We start from the raw sequence: 18,978 nt of genomic DNA, 5'->3' as shown, positions 1-18,978 counted from the left end.
CGTGTGCCTGACCGCGCGAAAGTGTGAAGGACAGTGCCCTGTCGGGGCTGGCTGCAACTACATAGCCCTTAGTACCATAGCCTCCATGCGAGCAGCCGGGCCCTCATAATTCCTGTGGCACACCGTATCCCCTTTTTTGGCGACTCTAGCTGCCTTGTGATGGGTATGAATGTTCGTGCCATCGGAAAAAGACCATACCTGAGCTGGGTCCCTGCCTCTGATCCTTTCAAAGAGCCTCTGCCACTCACTAGGCTTCGGCCACCAAATGAACAACCGGACAGCAATCCACCAGGAACCAAACTCAGGCGGCAGGACACGCCATTTCGTACCTTGTTGATGGAGCCAGAAAATCGCGGATATCGATCGCCTCATGTTCTTTGGCAGGTCTTACCCTTCGGACGGGCTTCTTCGATCAGAGGCCCCAAGACAGACTGCATCGTGCTTATTCCAAACACCCATGCAGTCCAGTCCGTTATTTAAGACCTAACAGGTCGCTAGTAAGCGAGGGCGCAGCCATCTGCGCGCATTTCCGATGCGGCTGCGTAGACGAGTTGACCGTCATCCGGGCGATTTTCTACGCACTCGTAACGTCCGAACCCTCCGTCGGATTTTCCGAGCGTCCAGCCCAGATTGGCCAGCGCCGCCTTGGTCGTGTCCGGGACACCACTTTCAAGCCGAAGCAGACCATGAGGCGGAAGTTGAGGTGGATCTTCCCCCATGGACTGGGATGATCCCTCATGATGCCAGCGCGGTGAGTCTCCCGCAGCCTGCACATCCAGACCATAGTCCTTACGGTTGACAATAATCTGCGTCTGACCCTGGGGCTGCATGTCTCCTCCCATCACTCCAAAGGCGAGCCATGGTGTATTTCCGTGGGAGGCAAAGCCTGGAATGATGGTTTGAAAGGGGCGTTTCCCGGGTTGGTAAAGATTGGGATGGCCGTCTGTGAGGCTGAAAAGCTGTCCGCGATCCTGAAACATGAACCCAAGTCCGTCGGCTACAAGGCCAGAACCCATCCCCCGGAAATTGGACTGAATCATGGAAACCATCATGCCGCTTTCATCCGCACACGAAAAGTAGGTCGTGTCACCATGGCTAGGCGCCTGACCCGGATAGACTGGCGTGAGAATGCGGTCTGGACGAATGAGTTTGGCCCTACGTGCGGCATATTCCTTGGAGATAAGCCATTCGACCGGAACTTTCGAAAAATGTGGATCTGCATAGTAACGAGCGCGATCCTCATAAGCGAGGCGTTTGGCTTCGACCTGAAGGTGGATCGATAACGGCGACTGAAAGCCCGCTTCCCGAAGATCAAAATTTTCGAGAATATTGAGCATTTGGAGTGTGGCGATACCCTGCGTGTTGGCGCCCAGTGCATGGATCGTCGTACCACGATAATTAGTCTGGTGGGGTTCCACCCATTCGCCATGGTGTGCGGCAAGATCCTCATGACGGAGCCAACCGCCGATGCGTCTGAAATAGGTATCAATCGTGTGGGCGATTTCACCTTTGTAGAACACATCCCGGCCGCCTTGGGCGATCATGGTATAGGTGCGGGCCAGGTCTGTATTGCGGAATATCTGGCCTGTCTGAGGACCGCCATGTCCAAGGCCATATGTTTTTAGTGCGTTGGCCGTTTCTTCCACGCCTGCGCCGGAGCGCTGAAAGACCCGGAGGCTGCGGCGAATGTACCAGGCGATCATTTCTGGTACAGGGACCCCTTCGTTTGCGTATGTGATGGCAGGTGCGAAGAGTTCGGCCCAGGGAAGTTTGCCGTATCGTTGGTGAAGCATCCACCATGCGTCGAGTGCACCAGGTACCGATACAGATATCGCGCCAAGTGGCGGGATCGCACCATGTTTCGCTCGGCTCCGAACGGTTTCAAGGCTCAGACCCCGCGGACTGCCACCGGAGCCGGCAAGGCCCGCGACTTTCTTCGCTTTAGGGTCCCACAACATGCAATAGCAATCTCCTCCGAGTCCGGAGGATGTAGGTTCAAGGACACCTAGGCAGGCATTCATAGCTATGGCGGCATCGGCTGCTGATCCGCCTTTTTTCAAGATCTCGATAGCTGCCAATGTTGCAAGGGGATGAGCTGAGCCTGCAGCACCGTGGGTGCCATAGACAGCGCTCCGGGAGCTGAAGCTTGCGCCGACAGGCCTGTCTCCCGCATGTACATCAGGTCGGATAAAGCGATCGTCGCCCGGATTTTCAAATTTCGGTAAATTGGGCTGACTGCTTTTTTCTTGCGCCAAAGCTGTGGGGGTGAGTGCGGCTACAGGAAGTGAGGCCAAAAAACGCCTTCGATACACGAGCGATCTCCGTCGGTCTGTTTTCTTCTCCTATCATTCCGGTTTAATAATTAAACAGCAAGACCGATATGATGCCGATATGCACACCGTCTTGAGATACTGTTATCTCACTAATGGTATTGGATGTGGTTTGGTCCATTGAGAAGTGGTGGGACAAAGAAACACCGCAAAGTTTAGCCAGAGAATTCATAACCAGACCACGACGGTTTTAGTAAAATAGATAGCAGAAAAGAAGACGTTTCAGCAGCTGTAGTAGCGTGTATCGACATGTCGCCAGTTCTTGAGTCTGCCGAACATAATTTTGATATGATTGCAGCGCCGCTTATCATATCTGATAAGTCCCTTCTAGATTTTCATTCTGGAATTCATGGCTTTATCTCTCTCTGTTTTGGGATGCCGCTGAACCAATAAGCGTTATAATCGCGGTCAGCCATGACTCTTTGGAGAAATGACCGCAGACGTGTTTATCTGCCCGGCCAGTACAGATCACTTATTTTCGATTTTTTCACATACTCTGAACCAAAATCTCTCTCAAAAATCGATGGGCCCTGGCCCTAGAGATAGAGACTAGATGTTTGAATTGCTTGTCTCGAGGAGATCGTTTTTCAGAATGAACGAGGGGCCTGCAAGGCTGTGAAAGCGGCAAGGCAGTGCGAAGGGTGAAGAGAATAGCATGTGCATTTTCAAAAGATGCTGCATGCCATGATTTTCAAAACCCCGTAGAAAAGCTGAACATCGCGGAGGTGCCAGGCATTAGATAATAGGTCGGTGCAGAACCGGACATGGAAGTCCCGTAAACACCTTGGGTCGTCTTGGCTGCGTTCGTGAAGCTGTAAACGCCAGTGCGAAATTTTGCATCGGCGATGTTCGAGAGGTTCAACTGGAACTGGGGCGCCTTGAGGAATCCCAGCTTGTGCATCCGGTATCCGAGTGTCACATTATTAGTGAAATAGCCTGAAATGTGTTCGTCGTTCATGAATGTTGCATACTGCTTACCAATATATTTGAGATTGACGCTCGCAAAGAAATGACTGTCGTCATAATTGAGCCCAAGGGCAGCTTGAATGGAAGGCGTCATGATCTGGCTCTTTCCCTTGGTGGGCAGAAGATCATTTCCGACATGGAGGTCATTATCGATGCTGGCATGCAGGTATTCGAACGAGGCAAAAGGACGCAGATGATAGAGGATCGGACGTGTGGCGACCTCGACGTCGACGCCGCGTGTGGTCTGACCGCCTGCATTGACGTTTTCTGAAACCAGAGCCCCGTTCTGATAGGCGCTCAAAGAAAGCTGGCGGTTGGTAAAGTTGTAATTGAAGAACGCTACATCCGCTAGAAACAGGTCGGAGTGATAGCGGTAGCCGATCTCTTCTTCGATTGAATATTCTGGGCTCTGGGATGTTGCAGCTGTCGCAAGTTTTCCGGTGGAACCACTATAAACGTTGAACATGGACGTATTGGGCGCGAGGCGGAAATTTGTTGCACCCACAACATAGAGTTGGTGGTGTTTGCCCAGTTTGTACGTGGCGGAAACCTGCGGTAAGGGAACATTGTTAGACGTCGTGACGCGATATGGCGCACCGGGAAGGGAATTATAACCATCGCGTTTGACGAAGGCGTCCTTGAACCCGACCTCGATATGCAGCTTCTTTTGGAGCAGGTCGATCTGGTCCTCGATGAACCACATATGTACTTGACTGAAGGTGATTTGGGAGCGGCTTGCATAGGGATAACCGTTGGGAGTCAAATAATTATAGGTTTGTCCCCAGATATTTGCGGCCTCGCCACTGACCGGATCGATATAGCTGGCCTCGGTCTGCTGCATTTTGTCAGACCATTCATACCAGTAGCCGCCGGTAATCGTGTGGTTACCCAGTTCCAGTGTGCCCTTGAAAACATTTCCGATTCGGACCGTCTTTGCGATGGACGGCGTATAGGCCATCACCTGTGTTCCATCGCCCATGACGTTTCCATTTGGGTCGAGTAATGCTGTTTTCTGCGTACCTGAGTAAAGACTGCCTGCTGTCAGGGTCGAAGCGCCACCACCATTGCCATATCCATAATAAAGATAAGGTGTTTCAGAAAGATGAAAATGGCGTGTGACATTGATTTCATTGGGGAGGGTTGCCGCCATACTCTGAAACATATTACGATGCAGCTTGTAATAATTCGCTGTATCTCTGATCTTGGTGTAGTTATAGTCTTGGCTGTTCCCATATTCTTCAAATTGTGAAAGCGTAGGATAACGGTCTTCCTGTGTATCCTGCGTCGCATAACTCAGCGCCAGGCGGGTCTGGCTCCCACCAAGCCAGTCTTTGACCAGTTTAGCGTCCATCTGTTTGGACTTGACCTTTCCTGGGCCTCGCCAGTCGTTCCCATATACATTTGCAAAAGCCACGAAGGAACGTAAACCCGTATGACCGATATCGCCGGATTCCAACCGGATGAATTCCCGACTGGTATTGTAGCTGCCATAAGCTGCATCCATCGTTCCACCCGCGTGATGCGAGGGATCGATCATATTCATTTCCACCAGTCCGCCCGAAGCTGAAAGTGTCGGTGTGTCGATATTTGATGAACCTGGCGTCAGAGAAACCTGCTGGAGGTCTTCGGAAAGAACGACGTCATTGGCATAGAAGGCCGAATTACCCACATCATTAAGCGGCATTCCCTCAAACAGCCAACCGATCTGGCCGCTAGTCATGCCACGCACGGAAATAGTACTGCCCTGTAACCCGAAAGGGTCTGAACTGGCTGTATTAGCGCCTGGCAGCATGGCCAGAAGCTGGACGGGATTACTGGTAGGTGCCTGCGTTGCGATGTAGTCCCGTGTAATGGTTTGTTTTGTTTTCGGTCCGTGCTGGGGCGCCATCAGACCACCTCCGGGCGTGCGTCCTGTAACACCATTATTGGAAACGACGCCCTGTCCGGTCACCCTGATGCTCTCTGCAGTTTTACTATCCAAACTGGGAGAAGAGGTATGAGCGCCTTGTCTTGATGAGGGACTGCTACCAGCAGTGGCATGTCGGACAGAACCCGTCTTGGCGTATGCGCTATCAACGGAATACAATACACTCGAAAGTGATATTGCCGCGACAATGATCTTCTTCATTTCTGTCTCTCTGTCGAGGATTTCCTTATGATAATCTAATTTGTTCAACAAAGAACATGCCTGCCGTTAGACAATCGTACTGGAGGTCGAGGAGAGGAAGGTTGAAAGATGCTCGGCGCTGCACCAAGTGCACTGCTGTAGCCTCTTTTCCTACATTGTTTAGTCCCGTGGTCTGATAGGTTGGATTGGCGATGAATTTTTCTGGTTTTGAAGTCCTGGTCCTGCAGATGTATTCGTAAAGTGTAAGGCCGCTCACGTGGAGGTTTAGGCACCAGGGTAGGGGTAGCTACAGATTGTCGTAGCAGGGCGTTGTCCTTCAGGTTGGCGTCCGGTCAGGCGCACGAACTGCTATGTGCTTATGCCCTGTCTGATGATCTGCCCTACCCGGCGATCTATGTCGTCCGTGATCATGGGCATGTTTCGCGTAAATTCCATGAATATCTCTGGAGCCGGAGGGATGCATACCCGGTCCGGCCCCTTTGAGCTAGACGTCTGTCAGACCGATGTATCGACCAGAACAACTTCTGAATCTTCGAGAGCGCGGATGACCAGCGTGTCAGTATCTGAAATTGCCGCGCCATCTCTTGTACTTACGGTCTTTCCCTCGATTTCAACGGCTCCGGTTGCAGGGACCAGATATCCCAGACGGTCGATTCCAAGGTTGTATTCGACAGTTTGTCCCTTTCCGATCGTTGCGCCCAGCACTCTGGCATCCGCATGAATTGGCAACGCATCGTCGTTTTTGTATCCGGAAGCCAGAATGACAAACTGTCCAGCGCGTTCGCCCTTCGGGAAAGCTTTCGTACCCCATGACGGCTTGTGACCCTGCTGACCAGGCATGATCCAGATCTGGAAAAGCTGGGTCGGCACGGACTCGCGGTTGTGTTCGCTATGGAGAATGCCTGTGCCGGCCGACATGACCTGAACGTCGCCAGCTTCTGTCCGTCCCTTGTTGCCTAGGCTGTCCTCATGTGTGATCGCACCTTTGCGGACATACGTGATAATTTCCATGTTCTTGTGAGGATGGGTTCCGAAACCTGTACCTGGTGCAATCGTGTCATCGTTCCAGACGCGGAGTGCACCCCAGTGCATGCGCTGTGGGTCAAAGTATTCGGCAAATGAAAAATGGTGTTTTGCGTCGAGCCAGCCATGATCTGCATGACCCAGCTTGTTGTAAGGACGAACCTCAATCATGAGTATCTCCTGCTTGGAGTGGTGTCTGGGCAACAATATATCTGTCAGGGTAGGGACATTATATAGAAAGGCTGGAAAGACTCTGTTTCCAAATCATGATGTGTTTGAAGCGCTTCTTCCGGTCCGCTTGTGCTTCTGCAGGACGTGGTTTTCTGTTCATGTGCCTGTAGAAATCAGCAATAGCGATATGAGAAATGGTAAAAATATGGAAATATCGGAATAGGTTCAGTTCCAGGGATTGCTGATATGAAACTTCCGGATTTCGAGGCGTGGGCCATCTTTGCCAAGGTTGCTGAACGCGGCTCATTTGCCCGCGCGGCTGAGGAACTTCAACTTTCCAAACCGACCGTTTCAAAAGCCGTCAGCCGACTTGAGCAATCCATGGGGATTTCGCTCTTCAACCGCAATTCCCGTCACATGTCCCTGACCGAGAGCGGCCGTCTTCTTGTCGGTCATGCCAACCGCATCCTTGCAGAAGCCGAAGCCGCCGAAAGTGAGGCTCGCGGCGGAACACATCGTCCGTCCGGGCTGATCCGGGTGGCGGCGCCTATGACGTTCGGCATCCAGCATCTGTCTCCTGTTCTTCCCGGGTTCCTGGAGCAATATCCCGAGATCGATATTAGCGTCGATTTCAGCGATGCGCTTGTTGACCTCGTCGCAGAAGGCTATGATCTCGCACTGAGAATTGCGGCTCTCGCGGATTCCTCCCTCCGGGCACGACGTCTTTGCAGGGTGCGCCTTCTGCTGATCGCGACGTCGACCTATCTGGATCGTATCGGTCGTCCCACCCATCCGCGGGATCTCGAAGAGCTGAAAAGTTTCGTCTATACGAACAATTCTGCCCCTGGCACGGTGCGTTTGACCAGGGCGAATACCGGAGAAGAATTTGTCCTGTCGCAGGCGTCTCGGTTCCGGGCAGATAATGCTGAAGCTTTCCTTCCAGCGCTGAATGCGGATCTGGGGTTTGGACTTTTTCCAGAATTCATGATCTGGGACGGCTTGCGGGATGGACGGTTTGAACAGATTTTGCCGGAGTGGGATGCTGCCAGCATCGCCCTTTACCTTGTAACGCCCAGCAGCACGCTTCGCCCTTTCCGGGTCTCTGTGTTTCTGGAGCATCTCGCCAAGGCTTTCGAGCATCCGCCATGGGCGGTTTCTGCCCCGTGAGAGTGTCCTGATGCGGGTGGGATCCGTTCAGGGGAGGCGGCCCGGACCATTCGGGCTCAGGTACTTCTTATCGTCGGTTTGTCGCAAAAAAGCAGGGTCCATCTGAAGATCGACCCTGCCTGTGTCACCTGTTCAGCGATGTGATGGATTATGCAAGTTTCTTTGCAATTCCTGCAACATGCTGGCCGAGGAACTTGGCTCCATCAAGTTCATTGGTGCTTGGCTGACGGGAGCCGTCGCCGGCGGCGATGGTTGATGCACCGTAGGGGGATCCACCGGTCACTTCATCGAGCTTGAGCTGTCCTTGGAAACTGTAGGGCAGGCCGCTGATAATCATGCCATGATGCAGAAGATTGGTCATCAGGGAATAAAGTGTTGTTTCCTGACCACCGTGCTGGGATGCGGTGGAGGTAAACACCGCGCCCACCTTGCCGATCAGGGCACCCTTGAGCCACAGACCGCCGGTCTGATCCCAGAAATTTGCCATCTGTGAAGGCAGACGCCCAAACCTTGTCGGTGCTCCCAGGATAATGCCATCATATTCAGCCAGTTCACCTGTTGTGGCGATCGGGGCGTTCTGATCAAGTTTGAAGCAATTCGCTTTTGCCCTATCTTCGGGAACGACTTCCGGAACACGCTTGACGACAGCTTCAACGCCTCCCGCCCGGACACCTTCAGCGACAGCATGAGCCAGTGTTTCAACGTGGCCGTAGGAGGAATAATAAAGAACCAGAATTTTCGGCATTGTCGTAACCTCTTGTTCAGTTGCGCATAGTTTCCGTGTTTGGTAAGGAACACCATGACTTTACGCTCTGAAATGGACAGAGCTACAGAAAATCAGGAAACACATCGTTTCCCGATTTTTGTTCCTGATTATTTGCAAAATGTATCTAGGAAGAAACGACCCACTTCGGTAGTGGTCAGCACCAGAAGTGCACAGGCGGCAAAATATCCGCGGTGGTTCAGGGGCCGGCCTTCCGGCAGAGCGAGAAGATTACTTCGAGGGTTGAGGGCGATATCCGTGACTTGCCTGTAAGCCCACCTGCAAACGCACTGGTTTGCGATCCTTTCTCCAGTGAGGGGTCTGCCGGCTTCGAAGGGGAACATGACGCCTATGACGCTATGAGCATCCGCTCGGCAGCGTGTTTGAGACGTTTCTGTAGCGCATCTTCTGCCACTGATAAGGTGGAAGTGTAGAAGCCCGGAACATGAACACTTTCGGCTAATGGAGCCTATCCAGTGCTCATATGTTGGAGTCATGCTCTCATCAGCTGGCAACCCGGAAGTGGTGATGCCTTTTCGCTGTAATGCCGATCGACGTGTACAGCTGAAAAGCACGCATCGGGCCGAAATGCGGGTGATCCATGATCTGTCCCATGACGATCAGTATTTGGATTCACCCAGCGATCATCCCGTGAAAAATGATCGTCAGGGCGGTATGCCGCGTGATCCCCCCAGTCTGGCTTGTGGACGCGGCCATAAATTCAGTCCTGCTTTTCAAAGGCGCCTGCGATCCGCAACTGCACTTCGTCGCTGACATACGGGACATACATTTTTACGCCGAAGTCACTGCGCTTGATTGTACCCGTAACTTCGAAACCTGCCGTATATTTCTTGTCGAGAGGGTTTACGCCTGCGCCGATGAAGTGAACTTTCAGCGTCTCGGGCTTCGTGACGCCGTGCAGGGTCAGGTTGCCGTTTACGATGGCATCAGCCCTGCCAACGCGATGAACGCTGGTGGCCTCAAACGTGGCGTTCGGATACTGGGCGGCGTTGAACCACTGGTTCCCCTTGAGTTCTTCAGTCAGCTTGGCGCTGGTGGTCTGAACTGATCCGATCGGAATGGTGACAGACAGTCTGGAAGCCGCCGGGTTCTTGTCATTCAGTTCCAGCGTGCCGGAGACGTCGGAGAAAGTGCCCTGGTAGTTCGTGAAGCCGAAATGAAGGACGGAAAAGCCAACCTGTGTATGTCCAGGTTCGACATCATAAGTGCCGGACTGGGCCTGACTCGGGTTGGTGACGACCTGGCCCGAGGCTGAATAAGGTGCGATAGACGCAAAGGTCAGCGCGGCAAATGGGAGCAGGAAGAAACGGGATTTCATGAGGTTTGTGCTCCAGTCAGAGATAAGAGGCAGGACGCGCAAAACAGGAGGCCTAAAGAGAGGTTGGAAAGCCTGTTGTGCGTCCTTGTGGATCAAGAGAATTAAGTGAGGAAAAGGAAGTAACAAATCAAAATAACAGAAACGCATTGTTTCTATAATTTATTCCTATCCGTAATTCCTTATCCGGAAAATACAGCCATGGATTTACTGCCCAAAATACAGCTGGCGGGTTCCATGAACTTGTGCCTGACCTCCCAATGTATAAGCTTGCTATCGCTTGAATATCGGCCTCTGAACCGCCTGCAAATTACAATGATATGTTCCGTTTGTGAGGCACCAGCCAGAACACGGTCCAGATAAATCAGACCAGCAATGGCGGTCTTGCTGGTATTTGCAAGAGTTTTGCGGAATCTATAGGTAAGGGAATATGATTGAATAAAATAAGGTCAAGCAGCCTTTATTGTTTTGAAAGTCTCCTTTGGGAACCGAAAGGCTTTGCGTTTTTTCTTTACTGTGAGGCAAACGTGACTGGATGGGTGAAAGTTCTATCTTGCCTGGACACCTGCCCTAAAATGGACATTCGAATTTTCGGTATGTCTGGCTGCTTACCAGCATTAGGCTCAAGAATTGTCGCTTACGATCCTGCTCAGAAGCAGAAATAATCATTTAATTGAACTGTGACGAAATTGTCGAAGGTTGGTTCGTATAAATTGCGCAACTATGCTGCCTCTGCGAGTTAATTCTTGTCTATGCTCTGTTACGTACCCTGACTGATATATCGTTTACTGCCGTAGAAACAGACACTTAGTCAGATCTCATGCCGACACAGTACCTCTTCTGTTAGAGTATGCTTTATATTGTAAAAAAAGAAACAATATAAAGCATGAGGCTGCTTTTTTCTTACCCTTTTTTCTCGGCAAGGAGGGTTGCGAGATCAAAAGCATTCTGTGTGGCAGCGCCGTAGGTCGTATTGTCATAGATTGTCCAGACGTCATGTCCAGAGCGGGTAAGAGAGCTAACAGTTGCTGCCTGTTGTTCAATAGCATTCTGATCATAAGGTGATTCGTACATAAGCGGGGAGCCATGTAGTCTGAAATAGATGAGATCTTGGCAGCCGCCGGGTTTCGCTGCGCACAAAGGCCTGGCCGGGTCTGCTGCCACTCTTGAGATTTTCAGCTCTTTCAGCATATGTTCCACATCTGGTTGAAACCAGCTGCTATGTCGCGGTTCTACCACAACAGCACCATTGATGATGGCTTTTAGACTGGTAAGAAATTGTTCAGCAATGATGCCGGGATAAGCGAAGCTTGGTGGAAGCTGCACAAGGATTGGGCCGCGTTTCTCACCGAGGCCGTCCGTTTCTTCAGTAAACTGCATGACAAGCGCTTCGCAGTCGATGAAGCGGCGTTCATGTGTAATAGTTCTGGGCAGTTTGACGGAGAAGCGAAATGCAGCTGGTACGCTCGCGGCCCAGCGCTCGTAAGTCGCCCGACGATGCGGGCGGTAGAAGCTGCTATTGATTTCGACTGCTGAAAGGCGTGTTCCGTATCGTTCCAGATGTGTTCCTTCCTGTGGGAATTTTGTAGCCAGAGCTGAAGGAATCGACCATCCGGCAACACCGGTACAGGACGTGGACATGAGCACTTTCCTTTGTGATCCCTCTGAACGGAAATGATTTTCCCAAGTGCCGTAACGTCTGGAATGTGGATTCGATTCACCAGTCTCCGAAAAGAAATATCCATGCTGCCTGATGGCCAGACAGGTCCTTCCGGATCTTACAGGAGAGATCTATGTACAGATTCGTTTCGGGTATGATATATAAGAAATCATAGATAGTATGTTACAAATTATATGATACTCTCGACCGGTTTCGTCATAAAAAAATAACATTGTCAGAAACATGAAACCTGTTAAGGGGAATTTCGGTAGAGCTTTCTTAGAAAAAACCCCATCATTACCTTTGTTAAGGGCCTGTTATAGTGACGAGATCCCGTTATTGTTTCTGTGCAACCTCTGTTCTGGCGCTAACGGTTTCAAGCGCCTTTGCACAATCAGACGTATCTCACCGTCATGGTGGTCATCCGCAGGCTGCGGCGCATCAGGCTGGAAAAAACAGCGATGCTGGGCCGTCGATGATGGGGGCGACATCCCCGACGGATGCTGCCAGATCCGAAGTTGTTCAGGTGCGTGGCGCGCGCCATTCCTCTCCCGGTGGTGGCATGATGGTGGCGGAAGATGCCGCGAAATCCCGCTCTACCGTGACACAGGAATTTATTTCCAAGCAGACGCCCGGACTGAACCCGATGCAGCTTATCGCCATGTTGCCGGGTGTGAACACGACTTCTGTCGATCCGCTCGGACTGAACGGAGGCAACATGACCATGCGTGGCCTGAATGCAAGCCAGATCGGGTTTACGCTGGAAGGTTTTCCCATCAACGATATCGGTAGTTATGCTGTCTACCCTCAGGAAATCGTTGATTCCGAAAACCTGCGCACTATTAATGTGGAGCAGGGTTCGGCGGATCTCGACAGCCCGCATATCAGTGCTTCAGGCGGTGCGGTCAACATGTACCTACTGGACCCCAAGAACCATTTTGGTGGCCATCTTGACGGAACATATGGCAGCTATAATTCCCGGCGTATTTTCGGCCGTATAGATACTGGCAGGATCGGAGCGACCAACCTCAAAGGATATGTCTCGTTCTCCGCCGCCCATGAAGATTCATGGCGTGGTCCTGGCGCGCAGAGAAAGCTGCATGGCGAAACGAAGTGGGTCGATGAATGGGGTAACGGGAACCGGGTCTCGTTGGTAATTGTTGGGAACCAGAGTGACAGCACCCTGTTTCCATCCATGTCGGCTGCCAACTGGGCAAAATATGGCGTAAATTATACTTATGCCGGCAAATGGGATGCCAAGAATCCGAGCGCGAATTACTACAAATTGCATCAGAATCCGTTTACCAATATCTACGCCAGCGCTCCGTCCACGTTCCATCTAACGGATAACCTAACCCTGACCGAAACGCCGTATTTCTGGTATGGCAACGGAAATGGTGGTGGCGCCTACAATGAAAGTCTGACAAGCCAGCAATACGGCAACCAGACGCTTACAGGCTCAATTGGCGATCACAATGCGTCCAATACAAGCAGTCTTCTCCTCTACAACCCATCCAATACGCAGACCTATCGTCCTGGTGCCGTCACGAAACTGGCACTTCATACCGGTATAAACCGCGTCATGATCGGATACTGGTTTGAGTATTCCAAGCAGTTCCAGACAGGCCCCTACAGCCTTGTCAACATGGCGACGGGTGAGCCATATAATGAATATGGCGGCGGGCAGAACATGACCCTTTCCAATGGGGTAACAGCTCAATATCGAGATACATTGACGCAGACGCGTATCCATACAGTCTTCATTGACGACAGCTTGTCACTTCTCAACAATCGTCTGACGCTGGAAGCTGGTCTGAAATATTCCATCGTTATGCGGGATGGCCATAATTACCTGCCCGATACGTCAACAGGCTCGAATATTCGCGGAAGCTGGTACGAGCCCCTGCCTGCGGCCTCCATCCGTTACAAAGTTAATAACGAAATTCAGCTTTTTGCCTCGGGAACAACCAATTTCCGTATCCCGATGAATACGTCGCTTTATGACTCGGGCACTTACACGGTTGGAAGCGGGTATTCAACAAAAGCAAATACCAATATGAAGCCTGAAATTTCCATTTCAGAAGAAGCCGGTATTCGCTATCAGGGGGCACTGTTCAACAGTACCCTAACCTACTTCCATTACAACTTCACAAACCGCCTTTACAATCAGACTGTTGTTCAGGCAAATGGTAGTTATTATTCAACAAGCATCAATGGTGGCAATTCGCACGCTGATGGTGTGGATTTCGAAATTGGTACGCGCCCAATTCTCTATCATCTGCGACCTTATGTCTCCGCGGAATATATTGATGCCCGGACAGACAGCAATATTGCTGCTGGTGGCAGCACCAGTGATTATGTCTTCAGCAAAGGAAAATTTGCTCCACAGACACCGAAAGTGCAGGTGGCTTTCAATCTCGATTATGATGACTCACATACGTTCGCCGGTTTCAGTCTGAAGTATGTCGGGAAACAGTATTCGTCCTTTAATAACGATCTGTCCGTTCCAAGCTATCTGACCATGGATATCCATGCAGGATACCGGTTCAAGAATTTTGGTTTCCTAAAGAATCCCGTTCTACAACTGAACCTTCAGAATATCACAAACAACCATTATCTTGGTTTTGTGAACGGAACAGCTTCCAACGGCAAGGCCACGACTGGGGTATTCGGCTCCAAGATTGCTGCCGGAAGCACCACATATTATGTTGCATCCCCATTCTTTGTGGGTGGCAGCGCAAGCGTGGATTTCTGAATGTTCCATTGCGGAGGAAAATCGGTATCTGAGACCGTCCTCCGCCACCTGAGTGGAGCTTATCTGGCAGGCTGATCCACGAGGGTTTTCAGAAACGAAATGATGTCCTCCCGTTCTGATTTTGTCAGGGCGGGAGTATCTTTTTTCGTACGGTCCAGCGGTGCATCCATCCTGTCGATATTTTTTTCATACAACTTGGGAAGATCCTGCGCGTCCTGATTATAAAACTGTTCTGGTTCGATATCCCGCAGGACATAAAAGTCCATCACCTGATGCAGGTCATGGAAAACACCATTGTGGAAAAACACTTTTCGGTCTGCTGCGTTGCGCAGGGTCGGGGTGACAAACATTCCGCAATAGGCCGCTGCGTTTTGCTGGCTTCCGGGTGTGGCTTTACAGAGACCAAGGTCGAAACGACCGTTTCCTGCAGGTCCCATCAGATTGATATTCCTTGGAACTCCGAGCGCTTCATATTGATGATCCGTCAGAAGAGGAGGAAAATTTCCTGGCAGAGGGCGGTCGGGATGACAGGCCGCGCAGTTGCCTTTCGCTGGATCATTGAAAAGTAGATAACCCCGCTGTTCCGCAGGGGTAAAATGCGCCCTGCCTTCCAGCCAGTCATCGAAGCGGCTGCTATAAGGGTGAAAAGCCTGTTCCTCGATCTGGTAGCGCGCGACGGCAAACAGGGCCTCGGAAAGGAGAAGCTGGTCGGACTGCCTGGCGGCTGGTCCGGAGAGTGCCAGCAGCAATGCCGTGTAAGGTGCGGACCGAAAACGATGGATGACGATCTTGGGGTCAGCCGCCATTTCTGACGGATCAAAAAGAGGACCAGCGGCCTGCTGCTGCAAGGTATCAGCCCGACCATCCCAGAACAGCCCCCCTTGTGGGACCATGGTTGCAGTCGCACTACCTCGTGCGGTTTTCCGTACAGGGATGTTAGGACCGGAAGCTGGCAGGACCGGGACGGGCGCGCCTTCACTCTCCGGATTATCCGGACCAATGCTGAAATTCGGGATGGTGTCCAGATAGGCAAGGGAAGGGATGGCCCTCCGACCAGGCCTGTTCAGTCCTGTCCCGCCAGCAACAAAAACAGAAGTTTTCCCCGATGGGCCGTAATGATGGGCCGGATCATGGCAGGACGCACAGGATAGGCGTCCGGAACCGGAAAGCTGCTGGTCGTAGAAGATCTGCCGTCCGATCCGGGCCATAGCGGAAAGTGGAAAAGCTGCCGGCCTGTGGAGTGAAACGGGGCACGGATTGGCGCCTTTCGCGTCAGGCTGACAAGAAGGCTCTGCCAGGACAGATGAGGAAAGGACTGTCCCGGCGAAGGCGAGAAGGAATCCGTACAGCCGTTGTCTCGTCAAGAATGTGAGCCGGTCTGTAAAAGGGGGGTACCTGTCTTCGGATTCAGCAACAGAGGATCAGGATGTGCCGGGCCGGTGAAATCGAACAGATCCTCGAGCGGTGCGGCGTCCGCATCGAAGGAGTCTTGACCAAGACGCTTTCCATTCAGCCAGTTGTCTTCAATGAAGCGGGTGACGGAACTCTGTGTTATCTGCACGTGACTGACATAATTGCGTTTGGCCCATGGGGACAGCACGAGAAATGGCGTGCGCGTTCCCGGGCCGCATCGTCCGTTCACAGGTTGTCCCTTTACACCTATAGGTTGTGGGATGCCTTTTCCGCACCGGCCCGGGCCATCAAGCTGATCCACCATACTGTCATAGGAGCCATGCCGGGGCGTGACATAAGCGTGATCATACCATCCGTCTGAGTCATCATATGCGATGATGATTACCGTATTCTGCCATTCCGGGCTCTGTTCGATCAGGTTGACTGCCTGCACAACACCCTGTTGTTCGTCCAGCGGATCGGAATAGCCGGCATGACCATCCTGATAGGCGGACATCTTGAGAAAAGAAACAGCGGGCAGATTTCCAGCTTTCAGGGCCGTGGCAAAATCTTTCAGGTCGTACTGATGATTGGCCGGATCGCGATGCACGCCGTCTTTCAGAAACGTCTGACCAATGCGGGACGGATCGGAAGGGCGGGCATGCGTCGGATTGGCCGTGCTGGTGTAATACTGAAACCAGTTATGATGCGGAATGTAATCCGTCACCGGTTCGGCAACGATCTCCGAATATGTCTGGCGCTGGCAACCAGTACTCTTGTCGGAGTTGCGAAGCGAGAGGTCAAAGCCGCCCATAAAGCCGCCCCAGGAGATATTCCGCTCATTCAGAAGGTCTCCGATGTTGCGTCCGGTCAGCATGACCTGTTCACCGGGAACGGAACAGACATCACCCGCAGGATCGATATCTCCGATCATCGTCCAGCCACCTTGCCCGTCCGGTATGAAAGGAGAGGGAACAGTCAGGGTTGCGCGTTGCTGCTTCGTATGAACGATCTTCAGCCCGTTGATCTGGCCGGATACAACCTCGATCGCGCCGGGGGTGGATGGACCATAGGTATCTGTATAAGCCGCGTCGCTCATGGAGAAACGCTGGGCGTAATGCCATAGGGCCGTGACCGTATTGCCATCAAAATATCCCATGACCTGGCCGCGGGTAGAGAAGGCGCCTACTCCGCCGGGTAGACCCCGCCCGGTATGAAGCGGGAAAAGATCCGCGCGTCCGTGGTCATAGGCCTGTTGTTCCGCAGTATAAAGATGATTTTGGTCAGCAGTGCTGGCCTGTGTCCGGTCCAGCCGGAAGGGAAGGGCAGCATCCCGGCCATTGGCGGCGCGCGTATTTGGATTGGTCAGAAGCAGCTTCGCCGTTTCGAGCGTATTGACGCGCGGTGTTTCATCTGCGGGTTGGAAAACCGGCTCTCCCGGAGGGTTGAGCGCATGAGGATATGTTCCGAAATAATGATCGAACGAGACATTTTCCTGATAAATCACGACCAGATGATGAATGGGTGTAGCCGTTGGGGTGACGGGACGGGCCAATGAAGGCAAGGGGAAAAGAGCTGTTGCGCCCAAAGCAAGGATCGGGAAGAGGAAGGAGGGGCGACAATGGAATTTTAGCTTCATCAGGCAGGACAGTCAGTTTTTTGCAGGTGTAACCCTATCATAACCTCCGTCATCCTAATTTGCGTCCCGGAAAATATTCTTCATGCTGGATATTTTTGCTTCGGCTACCTGCGTGTTCCAAGCCGTCGCAGCTGTTTCGTGCCAAAGGGTATGTGGCTCTTTTCCCCGAAAGAAAGGCTGCGTCATGGAACATCCTCATGCTGCGAAAAACACCGTGCTTCCATTCTGGCTACAAAACCCGGTCTGCCGTGTGACGATCTGATGAATTTCTTTCTGTCCGGCATCTTCCGACCCGTCCGTAACCGATGAATTCAGACAGGCCGGATAGATCATCAGTCCAGCCGGATGGAGGGACGGACAAAACCTTCCACCCAGTCGGAGAAAAAGGAGATCAGGCCGCGATAGTATCCGAACAGTTCGATCTGATGCTGACGATACAGCATGATATGTCCCAGCCGCGCCGACAGACCGTGAGAAAATCCACCACCCCAGACAGTCCCTCCCGGGAGTGCTGCCCAGCCGTTGTATTTACCCAGCGCCACGATGGCGCCCTTATTGTGGAAGATGCATCCTGGCACGTCTCGCCCATGCTCGATCCAGGCTGGCAGATGCCGCCCCAGATGATTGGCCTGCTGGCGGGCAACCTGCGCCGTGGCTGGCAAAGGATCGTCTTCGATGAACGAGCAATCCCCCATGGCGAAGATATTCGGGTCATCCTTTGACGAAAGATTGCCATTGACCAGAATTTGCCCCGACCGGTTCAGTGGCAGCCCGCCATAAGTCTGCGTGACCTGTGGGGCTTTCACGCCTGCAGCCCAGACACGGAGTTTGGCCGGAACATGTGTGCCGTCCTTGAGGATGAATCCGCTTGCATCCGCTCCGGTAACGCGGGCACCGGTCCGGACCGTGACGCCAATCCGTTCCAGTTCAGTTTTGGCAGCTTCGGAGACGGATTCAGGGAAAGCGGGCAGGATACGGGCCCCCGACTGCAAAAGCGTGACATGTAGCTTGGGGGGCGTACGACCGAAAGCATGCAGGCTGTAGGGATCTACAATATCAAGTGCCTTGTGGAGTTCCGCTGCAAGCTGCGTCCCTGTTGCGCCTCCGCCGACAATCGCGATGTCCAGTTCCGAGGTATTTGCGAATGCCTTCAGTAGCTCCATGCGGAATTTTTCATTGAAATGGTTGGCATCGACCAGATTATCGATTGGTAGGCAATGTTCCTTTACACCAGGCGTACCGAAATCGTTGGCGCAACTGCCAATTGCCAGCACCATGGCGTCATAGCGCAGGGTCCGGCTATCCAGTACGAGCGTACCATCCGAAGCATGAAGCGGGCTGAGAACAACTTCCTTCTTGTCCCGATCAACCGAAACAACCTCTCCGGGCCAGAATTCAAAATGATGCCGGCTGGCCTGCGTGATGAAGCTGATTCGGTCGTTTTCATTCAGAACGGTTCCGGCAGCGAAGCAGTGCAGCATCGGCTTCCAGACATGGGAGAAACTTTTGTCAATGAGGGTAATGCGGGCCTTGCCACGCTTGCCAAGAGATTTCCCCAGCTGGGTCGCCAGCGAAAGTCCGGCCACACCTCCGCCAACAATCAGAATTTCAGGACGAGACGTCATTGGTTTCCAAGCCTCTGTTTGCA

At 52.4% G+C, this 18,978-nt stretch carries 11 protein-coding genes and 1 pseudogene; 2 read left to right on the top strand and 10 right to left on the bottom strand.

Going from position 1 to position 18,978, the window contains the following annotated elements:
* Positions 1–494: 494 nt before the first annotated feature.
* The 4 genes and pseudogenes from GMO_RS11875 to GMO_RS11860 all read right to left on the bottom strand — a co-directional run bounded on the left by GMO_RS11875 (position 495) and on the right by GMO_RS11860 (position 6,618).
* A complete protein-coding gene (locus tag GMO_RS11875; RefSeq protein ID WP_008852667.1) occupies positions 495–2,312 on the bottom strand; it encodes a gamma-glutamyltransferase family protein in 1,818 nt (605 codons plus the stop codon).
* Between the two features lie 240 nt (positions 2,313–2,552).
* A pseudogene (locus GMO_RS15005) lies at positions 2,553–2,657 on the bottom strand (IS5/IS1182 family transposase); the annotation flags it as partial.
* A 364-nt stretch (positions 2,658–3,021) separates the two neighbouring features.
* Positions 3,022–5,424: a TonB-dependent receptor gene (locus tag GMO_RS11870; protein ID WP_083813671.1), complete on the bottom strand. Its 2,403-nt coding sequence runs from the start codon at positions 5,422–5,424 to the stop codon at positions 3,022–3,024.
* 495 nt (positions 5,425–5,919) lie between these two features.
* Positions 5,920–6,618: a pirin family protein gene (locus GMO_RS11860; RefSeq protein ID WP_008852664.1), complete on the bottom strand. Its 699-nt coding sequence runs from the start codon at positions 6,616–6,618 to the stop codon at positions 5,920–5,922.
* Between the two features lie 246 nt (positions 6,619–6,864).
* Between GMO_RS11860 and GMO_RS11855 the strand changes: the two genes are divergently transcribed.
* Complete coding sequence (locus GMO_RS11855; protein WP_008852663.1) at positions 6,865–7,785, top strand: LysR family transcriptional regulator; 921 nt, start codon at positions 6,865–6,867, stop codon at positions 7,783–7,785.
* Between the two features lie 148 nt (positions 7,786–7,933).
* On the opposite strand, the gene wrbA is transcribed toward GMO_RS11855, so the two are convergent.
* From wrbA to GMO_RS11840, 3 genes are all read right to left on the bottom strand, one after another.
* Entirely contained in the window at positions 7,934–8,530 is a 597-nt protein-coding gene (wrbA, locus tag GMO_RS11850; RefSeq protein ID WP_008852662.1) for an NAD(P)H:quinone oxidoreductase, read from the bottom strand.
* Between the two features lie 739 nt (positions 8,531–9,269).
* Positions 9,270–9,887 (bottom strand): YceI family protein, encoded by a 618-nt coding sequence (locus GMO_RS11845; protein ID WP_008852661.1) that lies wholly within the window; start codon positions 9,885–9,887, stop codon positions 9,270–9,272.
* Positions 9,888–10,787: 900 nt separating this feature from the next.
* Positions 10,788–11,525, bottom strand: a complete 738-nt coding sequence (locus GMO_RS11840) for a DUF72 domain-containing protein (RefSeq protein ID WP_040509449.1) — start codon at positions 11,523–11,525, stop codon at positions 10,788–10,790.
* 494 nt (positions 11,526–12,019) lie between these two features.
* Between GMO_RS11840 and GMO_RS11835 the strand changes: the two genes are divergently transcribed.
* Positions 12,020–14,299 (top strand): TonB-dependent receptor, encoded by a 2,280-nt coding sequence (locus GMO_RS11835; protein ID WP_008852659.1) that lies wholly within the window; start codon positions 12,020–12,022, stop codon positions 14,297–14,299.
* A gap of 59 nt (positions 14,300–14,358) precedes the next feature.
* Here GMO_RS11835 and GMO_RS11830 read toward each other — a convergent pair whose 3' ends face one another.
* The 3 genes from GMO_RS11830 to GMO_RS11820 all read right to left on the bottom strand — a co-directional run bounded on the left by GMO_RS11830 (position 14,359) and on the right by GMO_RS11820 (position 18,955).
* Positions 14,359–15,507, bottom strand: coding sequence for a cytochrome-c peroxidase (locus GMO_RS11830; protein ID WP_008852658.1), 1,149 nt, complete (start codon positions 15,505–15,507; stop codon positions 14,359–14,361).
* Positions 15,508–15,659: 152 nt separating this feature from the next.
* Complete coding sequence (locus tag GMO_RS11825; protein WP_083813670.1) at positions 15,660–17,330, bottom strand: phospholipase C; 1,671 nt, start codon at positions 17,328–17,330, stop codon at positions 15,660–15,662.
* Between the two features lie 332 nt (positions 17,331–17,662).
* On the bottom strand, positions 17,663–18,955 hold the full coding sequence (locus GMO_RS11820; protein WP_008852654.1) for an NAD(P)/FAD-dependent oxidoreductase: 1,293 nt from the start codon (positions 18,953–18,955) through the stop codon (positions 17,663–17,665).
* Between the last annotated feature and the right edge of the window lie 23 nt (positions 18,956–18,978).

Source organism: Gluconobacter morbifer G707 (genome assembly GCF_000234355.1).
In the GTDB taxonomy this organism is placed as follows: Bacteria; Pseudomonadota; Alphaproteobacteria; order Acetobacterales; family Acetobacteraceae; genus Gluconobacter; species Gluconobacter morbifer.
The sequence above is the reverse complement of the archived record's forward strand: the minus strand, read 5'-3'. Positions and strand labels throughout refer to the sequence as shown.